We start from the raw sequence: 18,296 nt of genomic DNA, 5'->3' as shown, positions 1-18,296 counted from the left end.
CATCGGGCTTTCTCTTACTTCTTAATTACGCTCTTCCGATACACCGCAAAGGCGATGACAGCCGACAGCACTTCCGTGACCCAGAAAGCGTGCCAGACGCCGGTGGGGCCGAGCTGGCGGCAGAGCAGCCACGCCAGCGGCATGATGAAGATGACGTACCGGCAGAGGGAGATGACCAGCGAGGCTGCACCCTTGCCCAGACCTTCCAGCGCGCCGGAAGAGGTGGTGGACACTGCCGACACCACAAAGCCGAGGCAGATGATGCGCAGGGCGGTCTGGCCGATGGCGATGGTCTCGGGGGTGGAGGAGAACAGGCCGATGAGGGGCGCGGAAGCGGCCATACAGATGACGGTGCCCGCCGCCATGATGACGGCGCTCATGCCGAGGGTGAGCTGGTAGAGCTTTGCCACGCGGGCGTGCTCTTTTGCACCGTAGTTGTAGCCGATGAGGGGACGCATTCCCTGCACGATGCCGTTGGCGGGCAGATAGAGGAAAGTCTGGAGCTTATAGTAGATGCCCAGCACCACCACATAGCTTTCGGAGAAGGCCGCCAGCAGGCCGTTGAGGAAGGTGACCAGCAGGGAGGGCAGGGCCAGATTCAGGATGGCAGGCACACCGATGGCGTAGAGACGGCCTTCGAGAGAGAGGTCAGGCCGCAGGGCCTTCCGGCGCAGATGGACGGGCGACTCGGTGGTGCTGTAGACCACGAGATAGATGACGAGAGTGGCGGCCTGTCCGATGCCGGTAGCCAGCGCCGCGCCTGCAATGCCCATGGCAGGCACCGGGCCGAGGCCGAAGATGAGGACGGGGTCCAGCAGGATGTTGCAGACACAGCCCGAGATGAGGGCGATCATGGTGAGCTTCATCCGGCCCACGGCCTGGAAGAGCTTCTCAAAGGCGAGGCTGGCCATGTTCACGGTGGCGAACAGGAAGACGATGGTGGAGTAGGTCACGCCCATGGAGACAATGGTGCCGTCGGCGGTGAACCGGGCCAGGAAGCCGGGCATGATGGCGGTAGCCGCCAGCGTGCAGAGGATGCCGTGGAGCACCGAGAGGGCCATGCCGTGGGTGGCGGCGGTGTCCGCCCTGTCGTAGTCGCCTGCGCCCCGGTAGAGGGCCACAAGGGCGTTGATGCCTATGCCGAAGCCGATGGCAACGGCGTTCACGAAGTTCTGGATGGGGAACACGAGAGAGAGGGCCGTCATGGCCTGCTCGTTGATCTGGGCCACAAAGAGGCTGTCCACGATGTTGTACAGCGAGTTCACCAGCATGGAGATGACGTTGGGCAGAGCCATCGACACCAGCAGCGGGAACACCGGCTTCGTCTTCATAAAAGTATCGTTCATAGGGGCAAAAGCTTCCTTTCCTGAAATTTCCGCACAAGAAAAGCCACACAACGGCGGCTTGAAGCGGGCCATTGTGTGGCGAAAAGTAGCAAACATCTATGCTGTAAAAATCCACACGGGTTTTATTGAAGTGCTGAGAAATACGGTGCATCGCAAAAGCGGTGTTACGGGACGCCGCCGGACAGCACCGGGATGCGGGCCGGAAAGGGCAGTACGGGAAGAGCCTTTCTGACCGGCCTGCGATAGGATACCACGAAACGGGTGGATTGTCAAGGAAAAAGTATGACTTTTCACAAAAACCAGCATAGAGAGGAAGCTCAGCTGGATAGAGGACTCACAGGCCTGTCACATCCAGAAATTCAGGAACTTTTTGGGCCGGTGGGGAGTGAAAACATCCAGCTCCTCATCGTCGAAAAGTGCGTCGCCGTTCTGCAAAAGCTTTGAGGCAGTCTCTCTGCCCAGCTCCTTTTCCAGAACAGCAGCGGCTTCTGCCATCCGGGGCGGGCGTTTGTCCAGGGAGTGGGTGTCCGTCGAGATGACGTGGACAAGCTGCCACGAGATGAACTTGCAGAGCGTCCGGCGCAGTTTTGGAGAATCCAGCAGTGCGCCCGCGTTGATTTGGACATAGGCTCCGGCGGCCACCCAGTTGTAGAGCAGGGTGGGGTCTTCGAGGACGTAGGGGTATCGCTCGATGTGGGCGATGAGGGGCAGAACGCCCTGCTCCTGCAGGAGGGCGAAGGTCTGCCGGATGAAATGGGGCTTGTGGGTAGTGGGAAACTCCACCAGCATATAAGAGGTATCGCCGATGCAGAGCGCCTTGGCATCCAGCTCACAGAGCTTGGGGGAGAAGTAGACTTCACAGCCCAGCTTGAAGCGGAACTGCATGGCTTCCGGTCCGGTCGGAAGCGCGGCTGTCAGTGTCTCATAGGCGGCCGCACGCTTTTGCAGGAATGCATCGGGAGTCGTCCACTCACTGTTGAAGTGGCTCGTAAAAGCAATGTTCCGCACACCGTCTGCATACTCTTTTTCCAGCAGACGAAGGGAGATCGAAACATCTTTGGCACCATCGTCAATGTTAGGAAGGATATGGCAATGAAGGTCTGTCATGCTTCATCCTCCGTATGTACGGAATGCTTTTCTTTGCCGTTATGCTGCTTTTTTGACGTCAGGCCGTTCTTTTTGGCTGCTGACTCTGAAATGCCATCGGGGGGACCATAGGAATAATTACTATTATAGTAGTAATATCCGTACCCATAATCCGAGCGCTTGAGCGATTTTTTGGCATCATAACGGGTAAGAACGGCGCCAAGGACTTTTACGCCGGCATCCTGAAGCTTCTCGAGGGCTGTCTTGACGGCGTCGGTGGACGCATACTTGGAGCGGACGACGAAGAGAGCACCGTCCACGATGCGGCCGATGACGGCGGCATCCGTGACCATCGAGATGGGAGGCGCATCGAGGATGACAAAGTCATAGCTCCCGCGCAGCGTGTTCACCATCTCCTGCATCTGGGGCTGGCTGAGCAGCTCAGAAGGGTTGGGAGGGGTGGTGCCGGCCGGCAGGAACGTCAGGTTGGGGATGTCCTTCGGCTCGACGAGGGCGTCGGAGAGCGCCACTTGACGGGACAGGACGTTGGAGACACCTTTCAGATTGTGTCCGGCCTTCAGATAGCGGTGAAGGACAGGCTTGCGGAGGTCGCAGTCCACGAGGACGACCTTTTTGCCGCTTTCCGTCAGAGCCAGCGCCAGATTGACCGACACATTGGACTTTGCCTCTTCCGGGACCGTGCTGGTGACGACGAAAGCGTGGACATCGCCGGAACCGGACAGAAAGTTCAGGTTGGTGCGCAGAGCTTTGTAAGCTTCAACGTAGGCAAACGGCATACCCTTCTGGGTGATGAGCTGAAGCGAACGCTTGCTTGCCGAAGAGTTGGAGATGGTGTTTCGGTTGAACGGATTCCACATGGTATTACACCTCCGGGATAAGGCCGAGTACAGGAAGCTCCAGCTTTTTCTGGATGTCCTCGCTATCGACGATGTAGTCATGGAGCAGGTGGTCGAGAACCAGAATGCCGCAGGCCGCCACAATGCCGCCGAGAGCAGCGGTCAGGACGTACTTCTTCGTCTGAGGGAAGACGGGGTTGCTCGTGATCTCCACGTCGCTCACGACCTTGCAGGAGCCGGCCTCCACCTTGTCCACGATGACATCGGGGGCAGTCTCGGCGATGGCCTGCACGATCTTTCCGGCCAGGGCGGGGTCCTCGTTGGTGACCGTGATGGACATGATCTGGGTCGAGCCCACGCCGTCCACAGAGACGCAGGCCAGCAGCTGACGGTAGGTCATATCCAGACCCAGCTGCTCGATGACGTCGTTCAGGACGATGTTGCTCTTGATGATGACTGCATAAGTGTCGATGAGATTCCGGGCCGAGTTGATGTTGTCACTGGTAATGGAAGCATTGCCGTCCTGCCGGGAATTGACGATCAGATTGACGGAGGCCTGATAGCGGGGCGTCAATACGAAGGTACAGACCAGCAGGCAGATGACCGCTGCCGCAATGCCGGCCGCAGCGATCTGCAATGCGTGGCTCCAGAGAAGCCGCGCCAACTCGAGGAGGTCGATCTCATCCATGTCATGGTTTTGTTCCATAATGTTTTTTCCTTCCTAACAAAATGAGATTTTCGGACAGGAAAATTTTATCATTTTACATCTGCGCTGACAAGGGGATAGGATAAAATAAAAAAGATGAAAAGCGTTTCCGACCTCTGGGAGCCATGCTTGACTTTCTGTTTGAGAGCCTTTACAATGAAGTCAAAAACAGGACAAAAGGGGAAAGATGCCATGAAATGGATGATCGCGTCCGACCTGCACGGGTCGGCTTATTACTGCAAGAAGATGGTGGAGGCCTTTGAGCGGGAGGGGGCTGACCGGCTGCTGATGCTGGGCGACCTGCTTTACCACGGCCCCCGGAACGATCTGCCCCGGGACTACGCGCCGAAAGAGGTCATCCCGATGCTGAACGGCCTGAAAAACAAACTCTGCTGCGTCCGGGGCAACTGCGAGGCCGAGGTGGACCAGATGGTGCTGGATCTCCCGGTGATGGCGGATTACTGCATCCTCCCGGCGGGCGAAAAGCTCATTTATGCCACCCACGGGCATATCTATAATGGAAAGAACCCGCCGCCGCTGGCCGAAGGGGACATCCTGCTCCACGGCCACACCCACGTCCCGGCGTGGACGGAGTTCGGGCAGAGGAACGTCTGCCTCAACCCCGGCTCCCTGAGCATCCCGAAGGAAAACAGTCCCCACAGCTATATGATTCTGGAAAACGGCGTCTTCTACTGGAAAGACGTAGAGACGGGAGAAATATACCACACCCGTGTACTGTGAGAAACCGGTGCTTGCAATTACCATACCGGTGTGGTATGATGAAAGCGGAAACAGAAAAACAGGGTCTTTTGCCTCGGGCGCTGAGGGGGTGCGCGGGGCCGACGGCCTTTTGTTTCCCATAAAAAGTTAGGCAAAACTAACAAAATGACGAAAAACGCACGGGCGGCTTGTGCAGTCTGCCCAGTGGATAACGATTTTTAGGAGGTACTGACCAATGGTTCAGACGACGCTGAAAGTAGACGGCATGATGTGCGGAATGTGCGAGAGCCACGTCAACGAGGTGGTGCGCAAGACTGCGCAGGTGGAGAAGGTGACTTCCTCCCACACTAAGGGAGAGACGGTCATCGTCTCGGCCCAGCCGCTGGACATCGAGGCCCTGAAGGCTGCCATTGCCGACACGGGCTATACCGTGACCGGCGCAGAGGAAAAGCCGTATGAGAAGAAGGGCTTCTTCTCGTTTTTGAAGCACTGATGACTTCCGGCCCCCGGGTGGGGCCTGTATAAGGAGGCAGGCAGAGATGAGGATACTGGTCTATGGTGCAGGCGTGCAGGGCTGTGAGCTGGCCCACCGTCTGCTGCAGAACAAAAAGAATGTCGTCACCATGCTGGCGCGGGGCGAGTGGAAGGAGAGGCTCGACCAAAGGGGCCTCGTCATCCGCCACTGGGCGCAGTGCCGCACCACGGTGGATCGGGTGGCCACTATCGACACGCTGGCCCCGGACGACTGCTACGACCTCGTTTTCGTGACGATGCAGGCCGGGCAGCTGCCCGACGTGCTGCCCATCCTCAAGCAGAACAGGAGCGAATACTTCGTCTTCGTGGGCAACGACCCCCACGCCGTGGAGGTCATGCAGGCCATGCAGCGCCCGGCGGATAAGATCGCCTTCGGCTTCCAGAGCAGCGGCGGCCACCGGGATGTCGATAAGGTCGTCAGCGCCCACGTCGGTGTGGATATGACCATCGGCGGGGCTACCGCGCCCCTTTCGGGCGTCTTCCGCTACCGGGTCAAGACGGCTTTCGAGGGCGCAAAGTACAAGCTGACCTTCGTCAGCGACATGGATGGATGGCTCAAGTGCCACCTCGCCCTCATCCTGCCGGCCTGCTATCTCTGCTACGCCTGCAGCGGCGACCTCTCCAAGGCGACGAAGGAGCAGCGTGACCTGGTCCTCGACGCCGCGTGGGAGGCCTGCGAGATGCTGAAAGCCGCCCACATCCCCGTGGACGACAAGGAGAACACCGACTGCTACCGTGCCGGTACGCCCGGCCGCCGGAAGATGGACGCCATGGTCCTGGCGCTCTGTAAGACCCCGCTGGGCCGTCTCTGCGTCTCCGACCACGCGATGCATGCTGTGACCGAGATGCAGTACCTCGATGAGGCTTTCGAAGGTCTGCGCACCCGGACGAGCGTCCGGATGACGGCGTGGGATACCCTGCGCAGCCAGATGCCCTCGTGGGACATCATGCGGAAAAAGACGGCGAAAGCAAGGCGATAAGTGCATGGAAAAAGAGGCAGATGCGAGTCTGCCTCTTTTTTGTGTGGGAAAAACCTCTCAGTCTGCTTCGCAGACAGATCCCCTCGGTAGGAGCAACGGCGACGACCGCCGCCAGCGGCGGAAACAGGGAGGAGCTGTTGGGGCCGCGGCCAGCAGGATGCGAGCGACAGCGAAGCAGACGCTGGGAGCCGCAACCCGGGCAGTGGCACGGCGTCAGCCGTGACGGAGAGGTTCAGCCTTTCCAGAAATCTTCCAGCTTTTTCTTCAGCTCTTCCGTATCCCTCAGATACTCCAGATGCCTCCAATGCTTCGGGAAGAGCCGGGCGTACTCGCTCTGGGCAAAGCGGTCGTCGAGGAGCAGCACCACGCCCTTATCTTCCTGCGTCCGGATGACCCGCCCGGCGGCCTGCAGGACTTTGTTCATCCCGGGCCAGCGGTAGGCGTAGTCGAAGCCCGCCCCGTTCTGGGCGTCGTAGTAGCGGCGCAGCATCTCCTGACGGGGACTCACCTGCGGCAGGCCCACGCCCACGATGGCGCAGCCGATGAGCCGGTCGCCCGCGAGGTCCACGCCCTCGCCGAAGATGCCGCCCATGACCCCGAAGCCGAGAAGCGTCTTCTCCGGGCAGGGCGAAAACCGCTCGAGGAACGCCGCCCGCCCGGCGTCGTCCAGACCGCTCTCCTGTACCAGTGTGCCGATGTCCGGGTAGCGGGCGGTGAAGTCCTCCCACACCTGCCGCAGATAGGCATAGCTGGGGAAGAAGGCCAGATAGTTGCCCACCCGGCTGGACGCCAGTGCCGCGAGGGCGTCCGAGATGGGCCGGATGCTGGCGTCCCGCTGGCGGTAGCGGGTGGAGATGGAGGGCAGACAGTAGAGCCCGAGGTTTTCTGCCGGGAAGGGGCTTTCCAGCGCCACGGCCCGGGCCTCGGGACAGCCGAGGACGGTGCGGTAGTAGCCCGGCGGCGTCAGCGTCGCGCTGAACAGCGCCGTCGCCCGCCCTGCCGAAAGGCTTGCGTCCACGAAGGGGGACGGGTCGAGGCAGAGCAGCTGCAATTCAAGGTCACTGCCCCGGGCGGTGAGCTGGGCGGCAAAGTGCTCGTCGTACCGTTCCGACGCCCGCAGGATGTCCTGCACCTCAAAGTAGAGATCCAGCAGGGCCGCGTGGGCTTCGGCGTCGGGATCATCTTCCAGCCAGTCCTGCAAGGGAGCCGTCAGCGCCCGCAGCGGGGCCAGCAGGGCTGAGGGAAGCTCCTTGCAGAACACCGTGCCGTCCTGAGCGTAGTCGGCGGCGGGCAGCTCGATGGCGGGCGTCTCCGCAGATCCCAGCAGGGAGGTCTGGCCGCTGTCGTCCTCTTCGGCGGCAGTGCTGCCCCGGCGGGGCGCGAGGGTCGAGACCGCTTTCCGTCCCTCTAAAAAGGCTTTGTCGGCCTTGCTCAGAGCGGTCTTGAGGGTGCTTTTGCCCCGCCCGAGTGCGCGTTTTGCCTCGGTGAGGCTGCTCTTGCAGAAGCGTGCCGAGTACATGGCCCGCGCCCGCTCGGGCAGATTGTGGGCCTCATCCACGAGGAAGAGCCAGTCGCCCGCGCTGTCGAAGAACCGCCGCAGATGCACTACGGGGTCGAAGAGGTAGTTATAGTCGCCGATGATGACGTCGCACCACTCGCTCAGATCCAGCCCCAGCTCGAAGGGGCAGACCGTGAACTGCTTTGCGGCGTCGGCCAGCGCGGCCCGGTCGAAGCGGCCGGTGCCGTCGTCCAGAAGGGCTTTCAGGGCCGTGTTCACCCGGTCGTAGTAGCCGTTTGCGTAGGGGCAGAGCTCCGGCAGGCAGGCGGGATGGCCCTCAGCATCCGGGTGGAGGCAGACCTTCTCCTTGGCTGTCAGGGTCACGCTGCGCAGAGCCAGCTTGGAATCAGACGCCCGCAGCCGCGCAATGGCATCCTCGGCGGCGGACTGAGTCGTGTTGCGGGCCGTCAGGTAGAACAGCTTCTCGCCGCAGCCGGTGCCGATGGCCCGCAGAGCAGGAAAGAGGACGCTCATGGTCTTGCCGATGCCGGTGGGGGCCTGACAGAAGAGCCGGACGCCGCTTTTAGACGGCGCGGCAGTGCAGGCGCGGTAGACTTCGCCTGCCAGCGCCCTCTGCCCGGGCCGGTAGGCCGGAAAGGGGAAATCCAGCGCCGAAAGGCTCACGCCCCGCTGCTCCTTCCACGCCAGCTGACGCTGCGCCCAGGGGGCGTACTGCTCGAGCAGATCCTGCAAAAACGCTTCCAGCTCTTCAAGGGTGAAATGCCGCACGAAGCGGAGGATGTCGTCGGTGTCGATTTGGTAGTAGGTGAGCCGGACGTCCAGCTTTTCCAGCCCCTGCTGACGGCCATACAGCGCCCCGTAGACCATTCCCTGCGCCCAGTGGCAGGGGTTCATGTCCTCGGCGATGTCGTCGGCGGGGACGGCTGTGGCCTTTATCTCGTCGATGACCGTCACGCCCGCCTCGTCGGTGAAGATGCCGTCGGCCCGGCCTTCGATGGTGAAGGGGATGCCCGCCGCTTCCCGTTCGCCGGAGAGAAAGACTTCGGCGGCGTAGCCTTCGCCTGCGGCCTTTTGGAGCTTGCGGTGGATGCGTGCGCCCTCGTTGGCGCGGTCGAAGCCGGTAAAGCGGCTGTCGATGCTGCCGGTGCGGAGCAAAAATTCCACCAGCTGGCGGACAGGCAGGCGAAAAGCAGGCATAGCGGGTCACTTCCTTTTAGAATATCATTCCAGCCCCAGCATCCCGGCGCACTGGGCGGCAGCTTCGTCCACCTTGCCGAAGTCCACGGCGGCGCGGTAGTACGTCTCCAGCTCGTCGTGGCAGGCTTTGGCCTGTGCCATCAGGTCGGCGGCCTGTTCCAAAAGCTCTGCTGCCGCCCGCTCGTTGAAGCGGAGACGGGCGCGGTAGCCCGCCAGATTTTCCCGGTCCACGAAACGGGTACACCGGACGGCCTGCACGCCGGGCAGCTGCACCGGGTGCCACCGGTTGTCGGTGAGGAAAGCCAGCCGGAGGGCCGGGATGAAGAGATGGTCTATCTTGTCGTCGGGGTGCATGGCGCAGGGGCAGGTGATGATGTGGTAGCCCCGGGCCAGCGCCTCGGCCCGGATGAGCTCGAGAAGCAGGCGGGAGACGGCGCCGTAGTCGTCGTGGAAGACCACATACCGGTCGGCCAGCGCCTGTACGGTGCCGCGGTAGAAGACCGGCCCTTTCGGCGTGATGGCCGACAGCAGCCGCAGCTCTTCGCTGGCCGAGGCCCCCTCGGGCAGGCGGGGGAGAGTCCGGGCGCAGAGCCGCTTGACGTAGCGGCGGACTTTCTCGAAGTTGGCACTGCACGCCTCAGCCCGGCGGCTGTCCAGCAGCAGGCTCCCGGCAGATGCGATATACCGCGCGGCCCGGCTGCGCAGGGCAGTGTTCTGGGCGAAGAGCCGCTTCACCTCGTCGGCGTGGGCGTGGAGGGCGTCGGCGTCCAGTGTGTGGTACAGGCTCACCACCTGCTCCTCTGCGCCCGGGGCGTCCGGCTCCATGACATGGGGTGCGGTGGCGTCCACGATGGCGGCGCGCTTGTCGAGAAAGATGACGCCGTCCAGACTGTCGGGGTCGCTGGCGCAGTGGATGCGCTGGATAGGCTCCCCCTTCTGCTCGGCCTTGACGGCCAGCCGCTTCATCAGCGTCGATTTGCCGCAGCCCGGCCCGCTTTTGATGAGATACATCTGCATCCCCGGTTCCTGCCGAAGCGGCTCAAAATAGCCCTTGAACCCGGCGGGGGTGGTGGTGCCCAGAAAGAAATCAACAGAATCGCTGCGTACAGCATTCATACTCAAACACCTCACTTTTGCTATAGGGTATGCAAAAATGAGGAAAAAAGTGAAGAGGGGAAAACCTCTCCGTCAGCGCTGACGCGCTGCCACCTCTCCTATCGAGGAGAGGCCTTGGCATACCGGAAAACTTAATCTCTTCGCCAGAGGCTCCCCTCGGTAGGGGAGCTGTCGAGCGATAGCGAGACTGAGAGGTTTAATACGTATGCTCGCACACCTCGTGTATTTTATCCCGCAGGGCCACGAAGTCGCCGAAAGCCTCCGGCTTGTTCTGGGGCTGACGGAGCAGGGCGGCGGGGTGGAACGTCCCCATGAAGAGGATGCCGTTCTTCTCAATAAAGGTGCCGTGCTCCTTCGTCACCGAAAAGTCGGCGCGTATCATCCGCTGGGCGGCGATGCGGCCCAGGCAGACGACGATTTTAGGCCGCAGCAGACGGAACTGCTCTCGCAGCCAGGGCATACAGGCTTCGCTCTCGGCGGGCAGGGGGTCGCGGTTCTGAGGCGGGCGGCACTTGACGATGTTGGCGATATAGCAGTTGGAGGCACGGTCGAGGTCGATGGCGAAGAGGTATTTGTCCAGCAGCTGGCCGCTGCGTCCCACGAAGGGCAGGCCCTGCTCGTCCTCGCTCTGGCCGGGGCCTTCGCCCACGAAGAGCACCTCGGCATTCTCCACGCCCTGCCCGAACACCACGTTGTGCCGGGTGGTGTGCAGCGGACAGCGCTGACAGGCGAGACAGTCGTTTTTCAGTGTTTCCCAATCCATAAGCTCGGTATCCTCTCACAAACTAAATGACATTTTCTTAACAAATCATCGCACGATTTCTTCCTTAAAATATACCACAAAATTCAAGATTTGTCTTGAAGTTTTCTGACTCTGTGCTAGAATAAAAAAGAAGGGCATATCTGTGATGCCCGGAATAATTGCAAAGTAATTTCGGAGGTAATCAACAATGGCTGATATGTTTGCACCCCTGGTAGCCCAGCTGAAGGCAAACCCCAAGACGATCGTTTTTACCGAGGGCAATGACCCCCGCATTCTGGAGGCCGCAAGCAAGCTGCTGGCTGAGGGCGTGTTGAAAGTTGTTATGGTCGGCAACGAGGCAGAGTGCAAGGCTGCTGCCGCTGCTGGCAATTTTGATATTTCCGCTGCTGAGATCATCGACCCTGAGAACTACGCCGGCTTCGATGAGATGGTCAACACCATGGTCGAGCTGCGCAAGGGCAAGCAGACCGCAGAGGAGTGCACTGCTCTGCTGAAGAAGTCCAACTACTTCGGCACCATGCTGGTCAAGATGGGCAAGGCTGACTGCCTGCTGGGCGGCGCTACCTACTCCACCGCCGACACCATCCGTCCCGCTCTGCAGCTGGTCAAGACCAAGAAGGGCGCTCATCTGGTGAGCTCCTGCTTCATTCTGGACCGTGACTGCGGCGAAGAGGGCCTGAAGCGCATCGCTATGGGCGACTGCGCCGTCAACATCGACTACACCGATACCGTCGATAAGGCTACCGGCGAGGTCAAGGTCGCTGCTTCTGCCAAGCTGGCTGAGGTGGCTGTCGAGACCGCTAAGACCGCTAAGCTGTTCGGCATCGACCCGAAGGTCGCTGTCCTGAGCTTCTCCACCAAGGGTTCCGGCAAGGGCGGCACCGTCGCTCTGAGCCACGACGCTGTCATCAAGGCTCAGGAGATGGCTCCCGAGCTGGCTATTGACGGCGAGCTGCAGTTCGACGCAGCCGTTGCTCCCGAGGTCGCACAGGTCAAGTGCAAGGGCAGCAAGGTCGCCGGTCAGGCTAACACCTTCATCTTCCCCTGCATCGAGGCCGGCAACATCGGCTACAAGATCGCACAGCGTCTGGGCGGCTACGCTGCCTACGGCCCCATCCTGCAGGGCCTGAACGCTCCCATCAACGACCTGTCCCGTGGCTGCAACGCCGACGAGGTCTACAAGATGAGCCTCATCACCGCCTGCCAGTCCTGAGCTGACATCCGGCTGAACTGAAAAGCTGAAAAGAGCCGCTGCCGCATTTTGCGGGCAGCGGCTCTTTTGGATGTACATCGACTGCGGTTTATGATATGATAAGCATAAGAAGCCCCGGCAGAGAAGGAGAACATTTGAACGTGAAAATAAAAGCTTTGGCCTTTGTCCTCATGGCGGTGCTGCTTTTGTGCGGCTGTGGGCAGAAGAGCGAAACGGCGGCTGCGACCCCGGCTCAGGCGGTCACAGCGTCTGCTGCCCAGAGCAGTACGGCTCGTCCGGTGAGTACCGGCGTTACGCCGGAACAGTTCGGGGCGAAGGGCGACGGTATCGCGGACGACCTGCAGGCTCTGCAGGCCGCGATGCAGCAGGCCAGCGCGTCCGGTCAGCCTCTCGAGCTGACGGAGGGGGCGGTCTACCGCTTCTCCTCCAGCCTCGGGCTGCCCAGCGGGCTGACCATCCAGGGAAACGGCGCTGTCCTGCTCAGCGATATTCAGTACCCTGACCTGAGAGAGGACCGTGTGGCGGTGGAGCTTATGGGAGACCCCAATGATGACCGCGCCCACGACGTCCGGCTGGAAAATGTGACCTTCCGGGCAGCGGACAGCTGTCAGGCCAACTATATGCTCCGGGTGATGCTCGCCCGCAATGTGGAATTTGTGGGCTGCACCTTCGACTGTGAGCCCAACGAGTGGGGGCGCTGCGCCGCCGACCTGTATGGCGGCAACGAGAATATCCGTTTTGAGGGCTGTGTATTCCGCCAGATGACCTCCGGCGCGTCCGGCGGCATCTGGGTGCGCAACTGGACGGACAGGGTGGAGAGCCGGAATATCCGCTTCCAGAACTGTGAATTTTACAAGTCCGGTGCCGACGAGCTGCTGGCGGTCTGGGGATGGGGCGGCGCGGTGCGGGATGTCGTCCTCTCAGGCTGCAGCTTCTATGAGACACAGACGCAGGAGGCGCTGGATGCCGATCATCGCTCGGTGTGGTTCATCACGCTGGGGCAGAGCGGCACCACAGACGTCCGGATGGAGGATTGCACCGTCCGTGCGGAGTATTGTGAGACCATTTTCCGTATGGTAGGCGATAAGACCCGCGCCGTCGTGGACAACTGCGACATCACCATGAAACAGCCGGACAGCATGGCAAAGCACGATATGAAAAAGGGCGCGAACCCCATGATGGCCCGGGGCAATGACCGTGCCGACGGCAGCACGGTCATCCAGAACAGCCGCATCACCCTGAGCGGCGACAACGGGCGGCGCATCTGCTATCAGCTCAGTGCCTTGAAAGGGAATACGCTGGACGTCTCCCTCGGCTACGGCATCGCCAGCACGAAGGAAGTCAGCGGCAACACCATCCGGGGCCGGATACGGCATAAAGTCTTCCAGGACTGCTCCGGCGTGGAGAATAACAATGTAGAAGTGCGGAGATTCTCGATTCTGGGATGAACCGCTCATAAAAAGGAGGTTTTATCATGCGAAGAAAATTTATTGCGGCGGTCACATCGGGCGTTCTGGCCCTGACGGTCATGGCAGCTCTGCCCACCCATGCGGAGGCGGTGAGCATCTGGCTTGACCTTACCCCGGGGACGGAGAGCGTCGAGACGTTCCAGTACAAGGACTATGCAGACCGCTATTCGGACGCCTACGAGCTCTATGGCTATGACGCTGAGGCGCTGTTCAACCACTATGAGACGGTCGGCAAGGCCGAGAACCGGGTAGGACGCTTCAAGAAGACGCCGGAAGAAGATGACCGGCATCCCTATGTGTGGGACGCCGATGAGCCGCTGGACCCGCTGCCGCCTTTGGACTTTCACGCGCAGCCGGACTGGTTCGATGCCCGTACCCTCCCGGAGAACCTGTCCAACGTCCGTATCATAAAAGAATATGAGCAGCTGGAGGCCTTTATAGAGAAAGACGAGTGGATCGGAGACCCCGTTCTGGTGCGGAAGGAAGAGCTCCTGAATGAGATGAGCAGCCGCGCCCGGAACTATAGAGGCCAGCGCGGCGGAGCTGACTATCTTCGCGCCATCAGTCAGGACATCGACGTGCTGCTTGATTTCATGGGATAAGGATGCTATAAGATGAAAAGGGAAGAGCCTCACTGCAAAGCGGTGAGGCTCTTCCCTTTGGTGGAGCACAGAGGGTTCGTCTGGCTCACGTGTGGTGGAGGCGATGGGAGTCGAACCCATGTCCGAAAAGAGTTCAGCGTAGGTGTCTCCGGGTGCAGGCGATCTACAACATTCCCTCCGCGTCACGCCGGTCGTCAGGCTAACGCTTCAGTAGCTTCATGAGTTCCTGCCGGTCCGCAAAGCTTAGGTCCGTTCAGGTGCTGTGTCTAAAGGACGCCCCGGCCCCACACGACACAAGAGTGGGCGGAACGCGCAGCACTCAGGCTGCGAGCAACTGATAATTGTTGTTGTCAGTTAATTTTTTGGAGGAGTTTAGAGCAGTTCCCCCACTGCTACCCGCTGCCCAGGCCTCGCTCCCCCCGTCGAAACCTTTACGCCCCCATAAAGCGCATGTTGCCATGCGCAGAAAGCTTGGTGTTCTCAGGGCAGAAATGCTGCCTGAAAGAGATTTAGTAGAATTTGCCGTTGGACTTCACAGCCCGGTCGATGGAGCGCTTGGCGTCGCGCTTGGCGGCGTCGGCACGCTTGTCGTAGAGCTTTTTGCCCTTGCACAGGCCGACTTCCATCTTGACGCGGCCATGCTTGAAGTAGAGAGAAAGGGGAACGAGAGTATAGCCCTGCAGCTTGCACTGCTGGTGCAGACGCCGGATCTCGGTTTTGTGAGCCAGCAGACGCCGCACCCGCAGAGGGTCCTGATTGAAGATGTTGCCGTGGTCGTAGGGAGTGATGTGCATTCCCTTGACCAGCAGCTCGCCGTCCTCAATATCGACCCAGCTGTCTTTCAGGTTGACGCCGCCGGCACGCAGGCTCTTGACCTCGGTGCCTTTCAGCTCGACGCCCGTTTCCAGCGCTTCGAGCACGAAATACTCGTGACGCGCCTCGCGGTTTGTGGCGATGGTCTTTGTCGCCGGACGTTCCTTGGCAGGTGCCATGAAGCGCGCCTCCTTTCCTTTACTGTCTTGTCATTATATCACATTTTGCTGGATTTTCAAGAGCGATTTTTGAAAGAATCGTTAAGGTTCTATAAAATCTGCTCTTTACAGCTCGTCGCGGCCGGAGAGCGCGCGGTAAAGCGTCGTCTCATCGGTGTACTCGAGGCTGCCGCCCACGGGCAGGCCGTAGGCCAGACGGGTGGTCTTGATGCCCAGGGGCTTGATGAGCTTTGCCAGATACATGGCCGTGGCCTCGCCCTCGACGGTGGGGTTCATGGCCATGATGACCTCTTTCACCTCGCCGCTGCCCAGCCGGGCCAACAGCTCCTTCACCGAGAGCTGTTCGGCACCGATGCCGTCCATGGGGCTGATGAGGCCGTGGAGGACATGATACAGGCCGTGGTACTCCCGGGTGCGCTCAAAGGCCTGCACATCGCGGGGCGTCTCGACCACGCAGATGGTGGAGCGGTCCCGCTTGGCGCTGGAACAGATGGGGCAGAGCTCGGCCTCGGTGTAGTTCTGGCAGACGCGGCAGCGGTGGAGCCGGGTGTGGGCGTTCTGGATGGCCTCGGCCAGTGCCGCGGCGTCCGCGTCCGACATACTCAGCACCTGATAGGCCATCCGGGTCGCGCCCTTGCGGCCGATGCCCGGGAACTGGCTGAACTGCTCAATAAGCTTTTCCAGCGGCGCTGCGGTGTAACCCATGCGTATCCCTCCCGCTTAGAGGCCGGGGATGTTCAGACCGCCGGTCAGCTTGCCCATCTCGGCCTCGGCAGTTTCGTCCACCTGCTTGACGGTGGCGTTGACGGCGGCGGCCACCAGGTCTTCCAGCATCTCGATGTCGTCGGGGTCAACGGCCTCGGGCTTGATGGTGATGCCAAGGATCTCGTGCTTGCCGTTCATGCGGACAGTGACCATCTCGCCGGAGGCGCTGCCGGTGTATTCGGCGGCTTCCAGCTCGGCCTGCTTGGCCTTCATGTCATCCTGCATCTTCTGAGCCTGACGCATCAGGGCGTTCATATCGGGGCGGCCAAAGCCTGCGGGCATTCTTGCTTTCATAATTGGTTCTCCTTAAAAGTTATTGTTTATCTTTTTTTCTTCGCGCTGTCCTCAATGCTCACGTCCAAACCCAGCTTTTCCAGCGCATGGAGTGACTGTTCGGCATTGGAGGTGTGCTTTGCGGCGGTGCGGGGCTCGTAGGGGCCGATCGGCACCGCGACGCCTGACACCTGCGCGATGAGTTTTTTGATGAGACGCTGGCTGTCCTTGTTGACACGGATGAAGTCCCGGAAGGTCTTGCCGCCGTCGATGAGCACCCGTGTGCCATCGAAGTACGCCTTCGATTTGCGCAGGTAGCTGTGAAGCATCGGGTCCTTCTCCTGTAAGAGCTTGACGACTTCGCTCCACTGCTCGAAGGGATTGACGCCCTCTGCGGCCACCTTGCGGGGTCGGCTGAGAGCCGGGTCGACGGTGTACTCCGGGGCAGGTGCTGCCGACGAGACCGTTGCAGCGGACTCCACCGGTCTCTCTTCCGGTACGGGTGGTACAGGCGCAGTGACCGGCGCAGTCGGCTCATCCCAGGGCAGGGGGGCCGACTCCGTCACCGGCGGCTCGTCGGGCGGAGGTGGAAGCTCTTCGTCTGCGGGCGCGGGGGACTCTGGAATATCCGGGGCAGCGGCCTTCGGCTCTACAACGGGCGCGGGAGCAGGCTCCTTTTCCACTGCCGGTGCGGCCATAGGTTCCACGGGTGCAGCAGGTGTACTCATGAAAGGCTGCGGCGCAGACTGGATCGGTGCCGCAACAAAGGGCCGGACGACCGGTGCGGCAGGAGCGACAGTCTGCACAGGCATTGCCGCCACGGGGACAGCTGCGGCCTGCGGCGGCTCCGAGAGGGTGAAGAGGGCCAGTTCCAGCTCGATGCGCTGGTCACTGCCCCGAGTCATATGCTCAAGGGCGTTGCCCAGCGTACGGATGGCCCGGATGGCCTCCCGCTGGCCCAGCTGAGGGCCTTTTTCGAGGTACTGCTGTTCCTCTTCGGGGGAAACACCGGACAGCAGGCTCTGCCCGCCGGGCAGAGCCGCCAGCATCAGGGCGCGGTAGTGGGCGATGAGCTCTTCCGTCAGACGCTTCACATCCACCGACTGCTGCCGCAGTGCGGCCAGCTGAGCCAGCGCCGCTGCGCCGTCCTGCGCTTCCAGAGCATCCGAAATATGGAACAGGTAGCTCCGGTCGGTGACGCCCGCCATCCGGCGGACAACATCAGCATCGATTTTTGCGGTCACGCCGGCGCAGGTGTCGAGGATCGAGAGGGCGTCACGCATGGCACCATCGGCCAGACGGGAGATCAGCTCTGCACCACCGGTCGTCAACTCTAAGCCCTCTTGTCCGGCGATATACTCGACCCGCTGGGCGATGTCTTCCGGCCCGATGCGGGTGAAATCGTACCGCTGGCAGCGGGAGAGGATGGTGGCCGGGACTTTCTGAATCTCGGTCGTGGCGAGGATGAAGATGACGTGGGCGGGCGGCTCTTCCAGCGTTTTCAGCAGGGCGTTGAAGGCCGCTGTGGACAGCATGTGTACCTCGTCGATGATGTATACCTTATAATGACAGGCACTGGGGGTGTAGGCTGTCTCATCACGCAGGTCGCGGATGTCGTCCACACCGTTGTTGGACGCGGCGTCCATCTCCACCACGTCGAGGATGCTGCCGTTGTCGATGCCCTTGCAGATCTCGCACTCGCCGCAGGGGTCGCCGTTATGGGGGTGGAGGCAGTTGACCGCCTTGGCGAAAATCTTCGCGCAGGTGGTCTTGCCCGTGCCGCGCACGCCGGTAAACAGGTAGGCGTGGCCTACGCGGCCCGACGCTATCTGATTGCGCAGCGCCGTGACGATGCCGCGCTGTGCGACGACATCCTCAAACCGCTGGGGTCTCCATTTGCGGTATAATGCGCGATACATCGGTGCTTCCCTCCCGTCAGTAATAAAAAATCGGACAGCGCTGACGGGGTTTGACCCCCGCCTTGCGTAACTCGGCATACGGATGCAGGCTGACTGAAACGCACGGGGCGCGCCGCTTAAGGCTGCTTGGTTCCCCACCTGACCTGGTTCACTGCGGCTCCATCGTACAGGACCCGCATCCGTATGCCGAACCACGCAGCAGGCGCTGTCCGACAAGGCACACGATTTGTGTGCCTTAG

At 61.1% G+C, this 18,296-nt stretch carries 17 protein-coding genes and 2 other RNA genes; 6 read left to right on the top strand and 13 right to left on the bottom strand.

Going from position 1 to position 18,296, the window contains the following annotated elements:
• Nucleotides 1–14 precede the first annotated feature (14 nt).
• The 4 genes from J3349_RS02200 to J3349_RS02185 all read right to left on the bottom strand — a co-directional run bounded on the left by J3349_RS02200 (nucleotide 15) and on the right by J3349_RS02185 (nucleotide 3,995).
• Nucleotides 15–1,346 carry an MATE family efflux transporter gene (locus tag J3349_RS02200; protein ID WP_207676298.1) on the bottom strand — a complete coding sequence of 444 codons (1,332 nt, stop codon included), beginning with the start codon at nucleotides 1,344–1,346 and terminating at the stop codon, nucleotides 15–17.
• A 345-nt stretch (nucleotides 1,347–1,691) separates the two neighbouring features.
• Complete coding sequence (locus tag J3349_RS02195; RefSeq protein WP_158394762.1) at nucleotides 1,692–2,453, bottom strand: CpsB/CapC family capsule biosynthesis tyrosine phosphatase; 762 nt, start codon at nucleotides 2,451–2,453, stop codon at nucleotides 1,692–1,694.
• Nucleotides 2,450–3,310 (bottom strand): CpsD/CapB family tyrosine-protein kinase, encoded by an 861-nt coding sequence (locus tag J3349_RS02190; RefSeq protein WP_207676297.1) that lies wholly within the window; start codon nucleotides 3,308–3,310, stop codon nucleotides 2,450–2,452. The genes J3349_RS02195 and J3349_RS02190 overlap by 4 nt, the downstream gene beginning before the upstream one ends.
• A gap of 4 nt (nucleotides 3,311–3,314) precedes the next feature.
• Nucleotides 3,315–3,995: a Wzz/FepE/Etk N-terminal domain-containing protein gene (locus J3349_RS02185; RefSeq protein WP_207676296.1), complete on the bottom strand. Its 681-nt coding sequence runs from the start codon at nucleotides 3,993–3,995 to the stop codon at nucleotides 3,315–3,317.
• Nucleotides 3,996–4,187: 192 nt separating this feature from the next.
• On the opposite strand from J3349_RS02185, the gene yfcE reads away from it, so the two are divergent.
• The 3 genes from yfcE to J3349_RS02170 all read left to right on the top strand — a co-directional run bounded on the left by yfcE (nucleotide 4,188) and on the right by J3349_RS02170 (nucleotide 6,229).
• Nucleotides 4,188–4,736 (top strand): phosphodiesterase, encoded by a 549-nt coding sequence (gene yfcE / locus J3349_RS02180; protein ID WP_149793796.1) that lies wholly within the window; start codon nucleotides 4,188–4,190, stop codon nucleotides 4,734–4,736.
• Between the two features lie 214 nt (nucleotides 4,737–4,950).
• Nucleotides 4,951–5,208 (top strand): heavy-metal-associated domain-containing protein, encoded by a 258-nt coding sequence (locus J3349_RS02175; RefSeq protein WP_158394759.1) that lies wholly within the window; start codon nucleotides 4,951–4,953, stop codon nucleotides 5,206–5,208.
• Between the two features lie 46 nt (nucleotides 5,209–5,254).
• Nucleotides 5,255–6,229 carry a ketopantoate reductase family protein gene (locus J3349_RS02170; RefSeq protein ID WP_207676295.1) on the top strand — a complete coding sequence of 325 codons (975 nt, stop codon included), beginning with the start codon at nucleotides 5,255–5,257 and terminating at the stop codon, nucleotides 6,227–6,229.
• Nucleotides 6,230–6,461: 232 nt separating this feature from the next.
• Here the strand turns inward: J3349_RS02170 and J3349_RS02165 are convergent, their stop codons facing one another.
• The 3 genes from J3349_RS02165 to J3349_RS02155 form a co-directional block, all read right to left on the bottom strand.
• Nucleotides 6,462–8,945, bottom strand: coding sequence for an ATP-dependent DNA helicase (locus J3349_RS02165; RefSeq protein WP_207676294.1), 2,484 nt, complete (start codon nucleotides 8,943–8,945; stop codon nucleotides 6,462–6,464).
• Nucleotides 8,946–8,969: 24 nt separating this feature from the next.
• Complete coding sequence (locus tag J3349_RS02160; RefSeq protein ID WP_207676293.1) at nucleotides 8,970–10,061, bottom strand: hypothetical protein; 1,092 nt, start codon at nucleotides 10,059–10,061, stop codon at nucleotides 8,970–8,972.
• Nucleotides 10,062–10,257: 196 nt separating this feature from the next.
• Nucleotides 10,258–10,824, bottom strand: a complete 567-nt coding sequence (locus tag J3349_RS02155) for a uracil-DNA glycosylase (RefSeq protein ID WP_158394755.1) — start codon at nucleotides 10,822–10,824, stop codon at nucleotides 10,258–10,260.
• Between the two features lie 187 nt (nucleotides 10,825–11,011).
• On the opposite strand from J3349_RS02155, the gene pta reads away from it, so the two are divergent.
• The 3 genes from pta (at nucleotide 11,012) to J3349_RS02140 (ending at nucleotide 14,108) form a co-directional block, all read left to right on the top strand.
• Nucleotides 11,012–12,037 (top strand): phosphate acetyltransferase, encoded by a 1,026-nt coding sequence (pta, locus tag J3349_RS02150; RefSeq protein WP_015563747.1) that lies wholly within the window; start codon nucleotides 11,012–11,014, stop codon nucleotides 12,035–12,037.
• 155 nt (nucleotides 12,038–12,192) lie between these two features.
• Nucleotides 12,193–13,485: a glycosyl hydrolase family 28-related protein gene (locus tag J3349_RS02145; protein WP_207676292.1), complete on the top strand. Its 1,293-nt coding sequence runs from the start codon at nucleotides 12,193–12,195 to the stop codon at nucleotides 13,483–13,485.
• A gap of 26 nt (nucleotides 13,486–13,511) precedes the next feature.
• Nucleotides 13,512–14,108: a hypothetical protein gene (locus J3349_RS02140; RefSeq protein WP_207676291.1), complete on the top strand. Its 597-nt coding sequence runs from the start codon at nucleotides 13,512–13,514 to the stop codon at nucleotides 14,106–14,108.
• A 92-nt stretch (nucleotides 14,109–14,200) separates the two neighbouring features.
• On the opposite strand, the gene ssrA is transcribed toward J3349_RS02140, so the two are convergent.
• The 6 genes from ssrA to ffs form a co-directional block, all read right to left on the bottom strand.
• Nucleotides 14,201–14,549: a transfer-messenger RNA gene (ssrA, locus tag J3349_RS02135) on the bottom strand.
• Between the two features lie 68 nt (nucleotides 14,550–14,617).
• Entirely contained in the window at nucleotides 14,618–15,100 is a 483-nt protein-coding gene (gene smpB / locus J3349_RS02130) for an SsrA-binding protein SmpB (protein ID WP_149793789.1), read from the bottom strand.
• 105 nt (nucleotides 15,101–15,205) lie between these two features.
• Nucleotides 15,206–15,805, bottom strand: coding sequence for a recombination mediator RecR (recR, locus tag J3349_RS02125; RefSeq protein WP_015563752.1), 600 nt, complete (start codon nucleotides 15,803–15,805; stop codon nucleotides 15,206–15,208).
• Nucleotides 15,806–15,820: 15 nt separating this feature from the next.
• Nucleotides 15,821–16,159 carry a YbaB/EbfC family nucleoid-associated protein gene (locus J3349_RS02120; protein ID WP_015563753.1) on the bottom strand — a complete coding sequence of 113 codons (339 nt, stop codon included), beginning with the start codon at nucleotides 16,157–16,159 and terminating at the stop codon, nucleotides 15,821–15,823.
• A gap of 26 nt (nucleotides 16,160–16,185) precedes the next feature.
• Entirely contained in the window at nucleotides 16,186–18,057 is a 1,872-nt protein-coding gene (dnaX, locus tag J3349_RS02115) for a DNA polymerase III subunit gamma/tau (protein ID WP_207676290.1), read from the bottom strand.
• A gap of 79 nt (nucleotides 18,058–18,136) precedes the next feature.
• An RNA gene (gene ffs, locus J3349_RS02110) (signal recognition particle sRNA small type) lies at nucleotides 18,137–18,236 on the bottom strand.
• Nucleotides 18,237–18,296 lie beyond the last annotated feature (60 nt).

Origin of the sequence: Faecalibacterium sp. Marseille-P9590, assembly GCF_017377665.1 — a bacterium.
GTDB lineage: Bacteria > Bacillota > Clostridia > Oscillospirales > Ruminococcaceae > Faecalibacterium.
The sequence above is the reverse complement of the archived record's forward strand: the minus strand, read 5'-3'. Positions and strand labels throughout refer to the sequence as shown.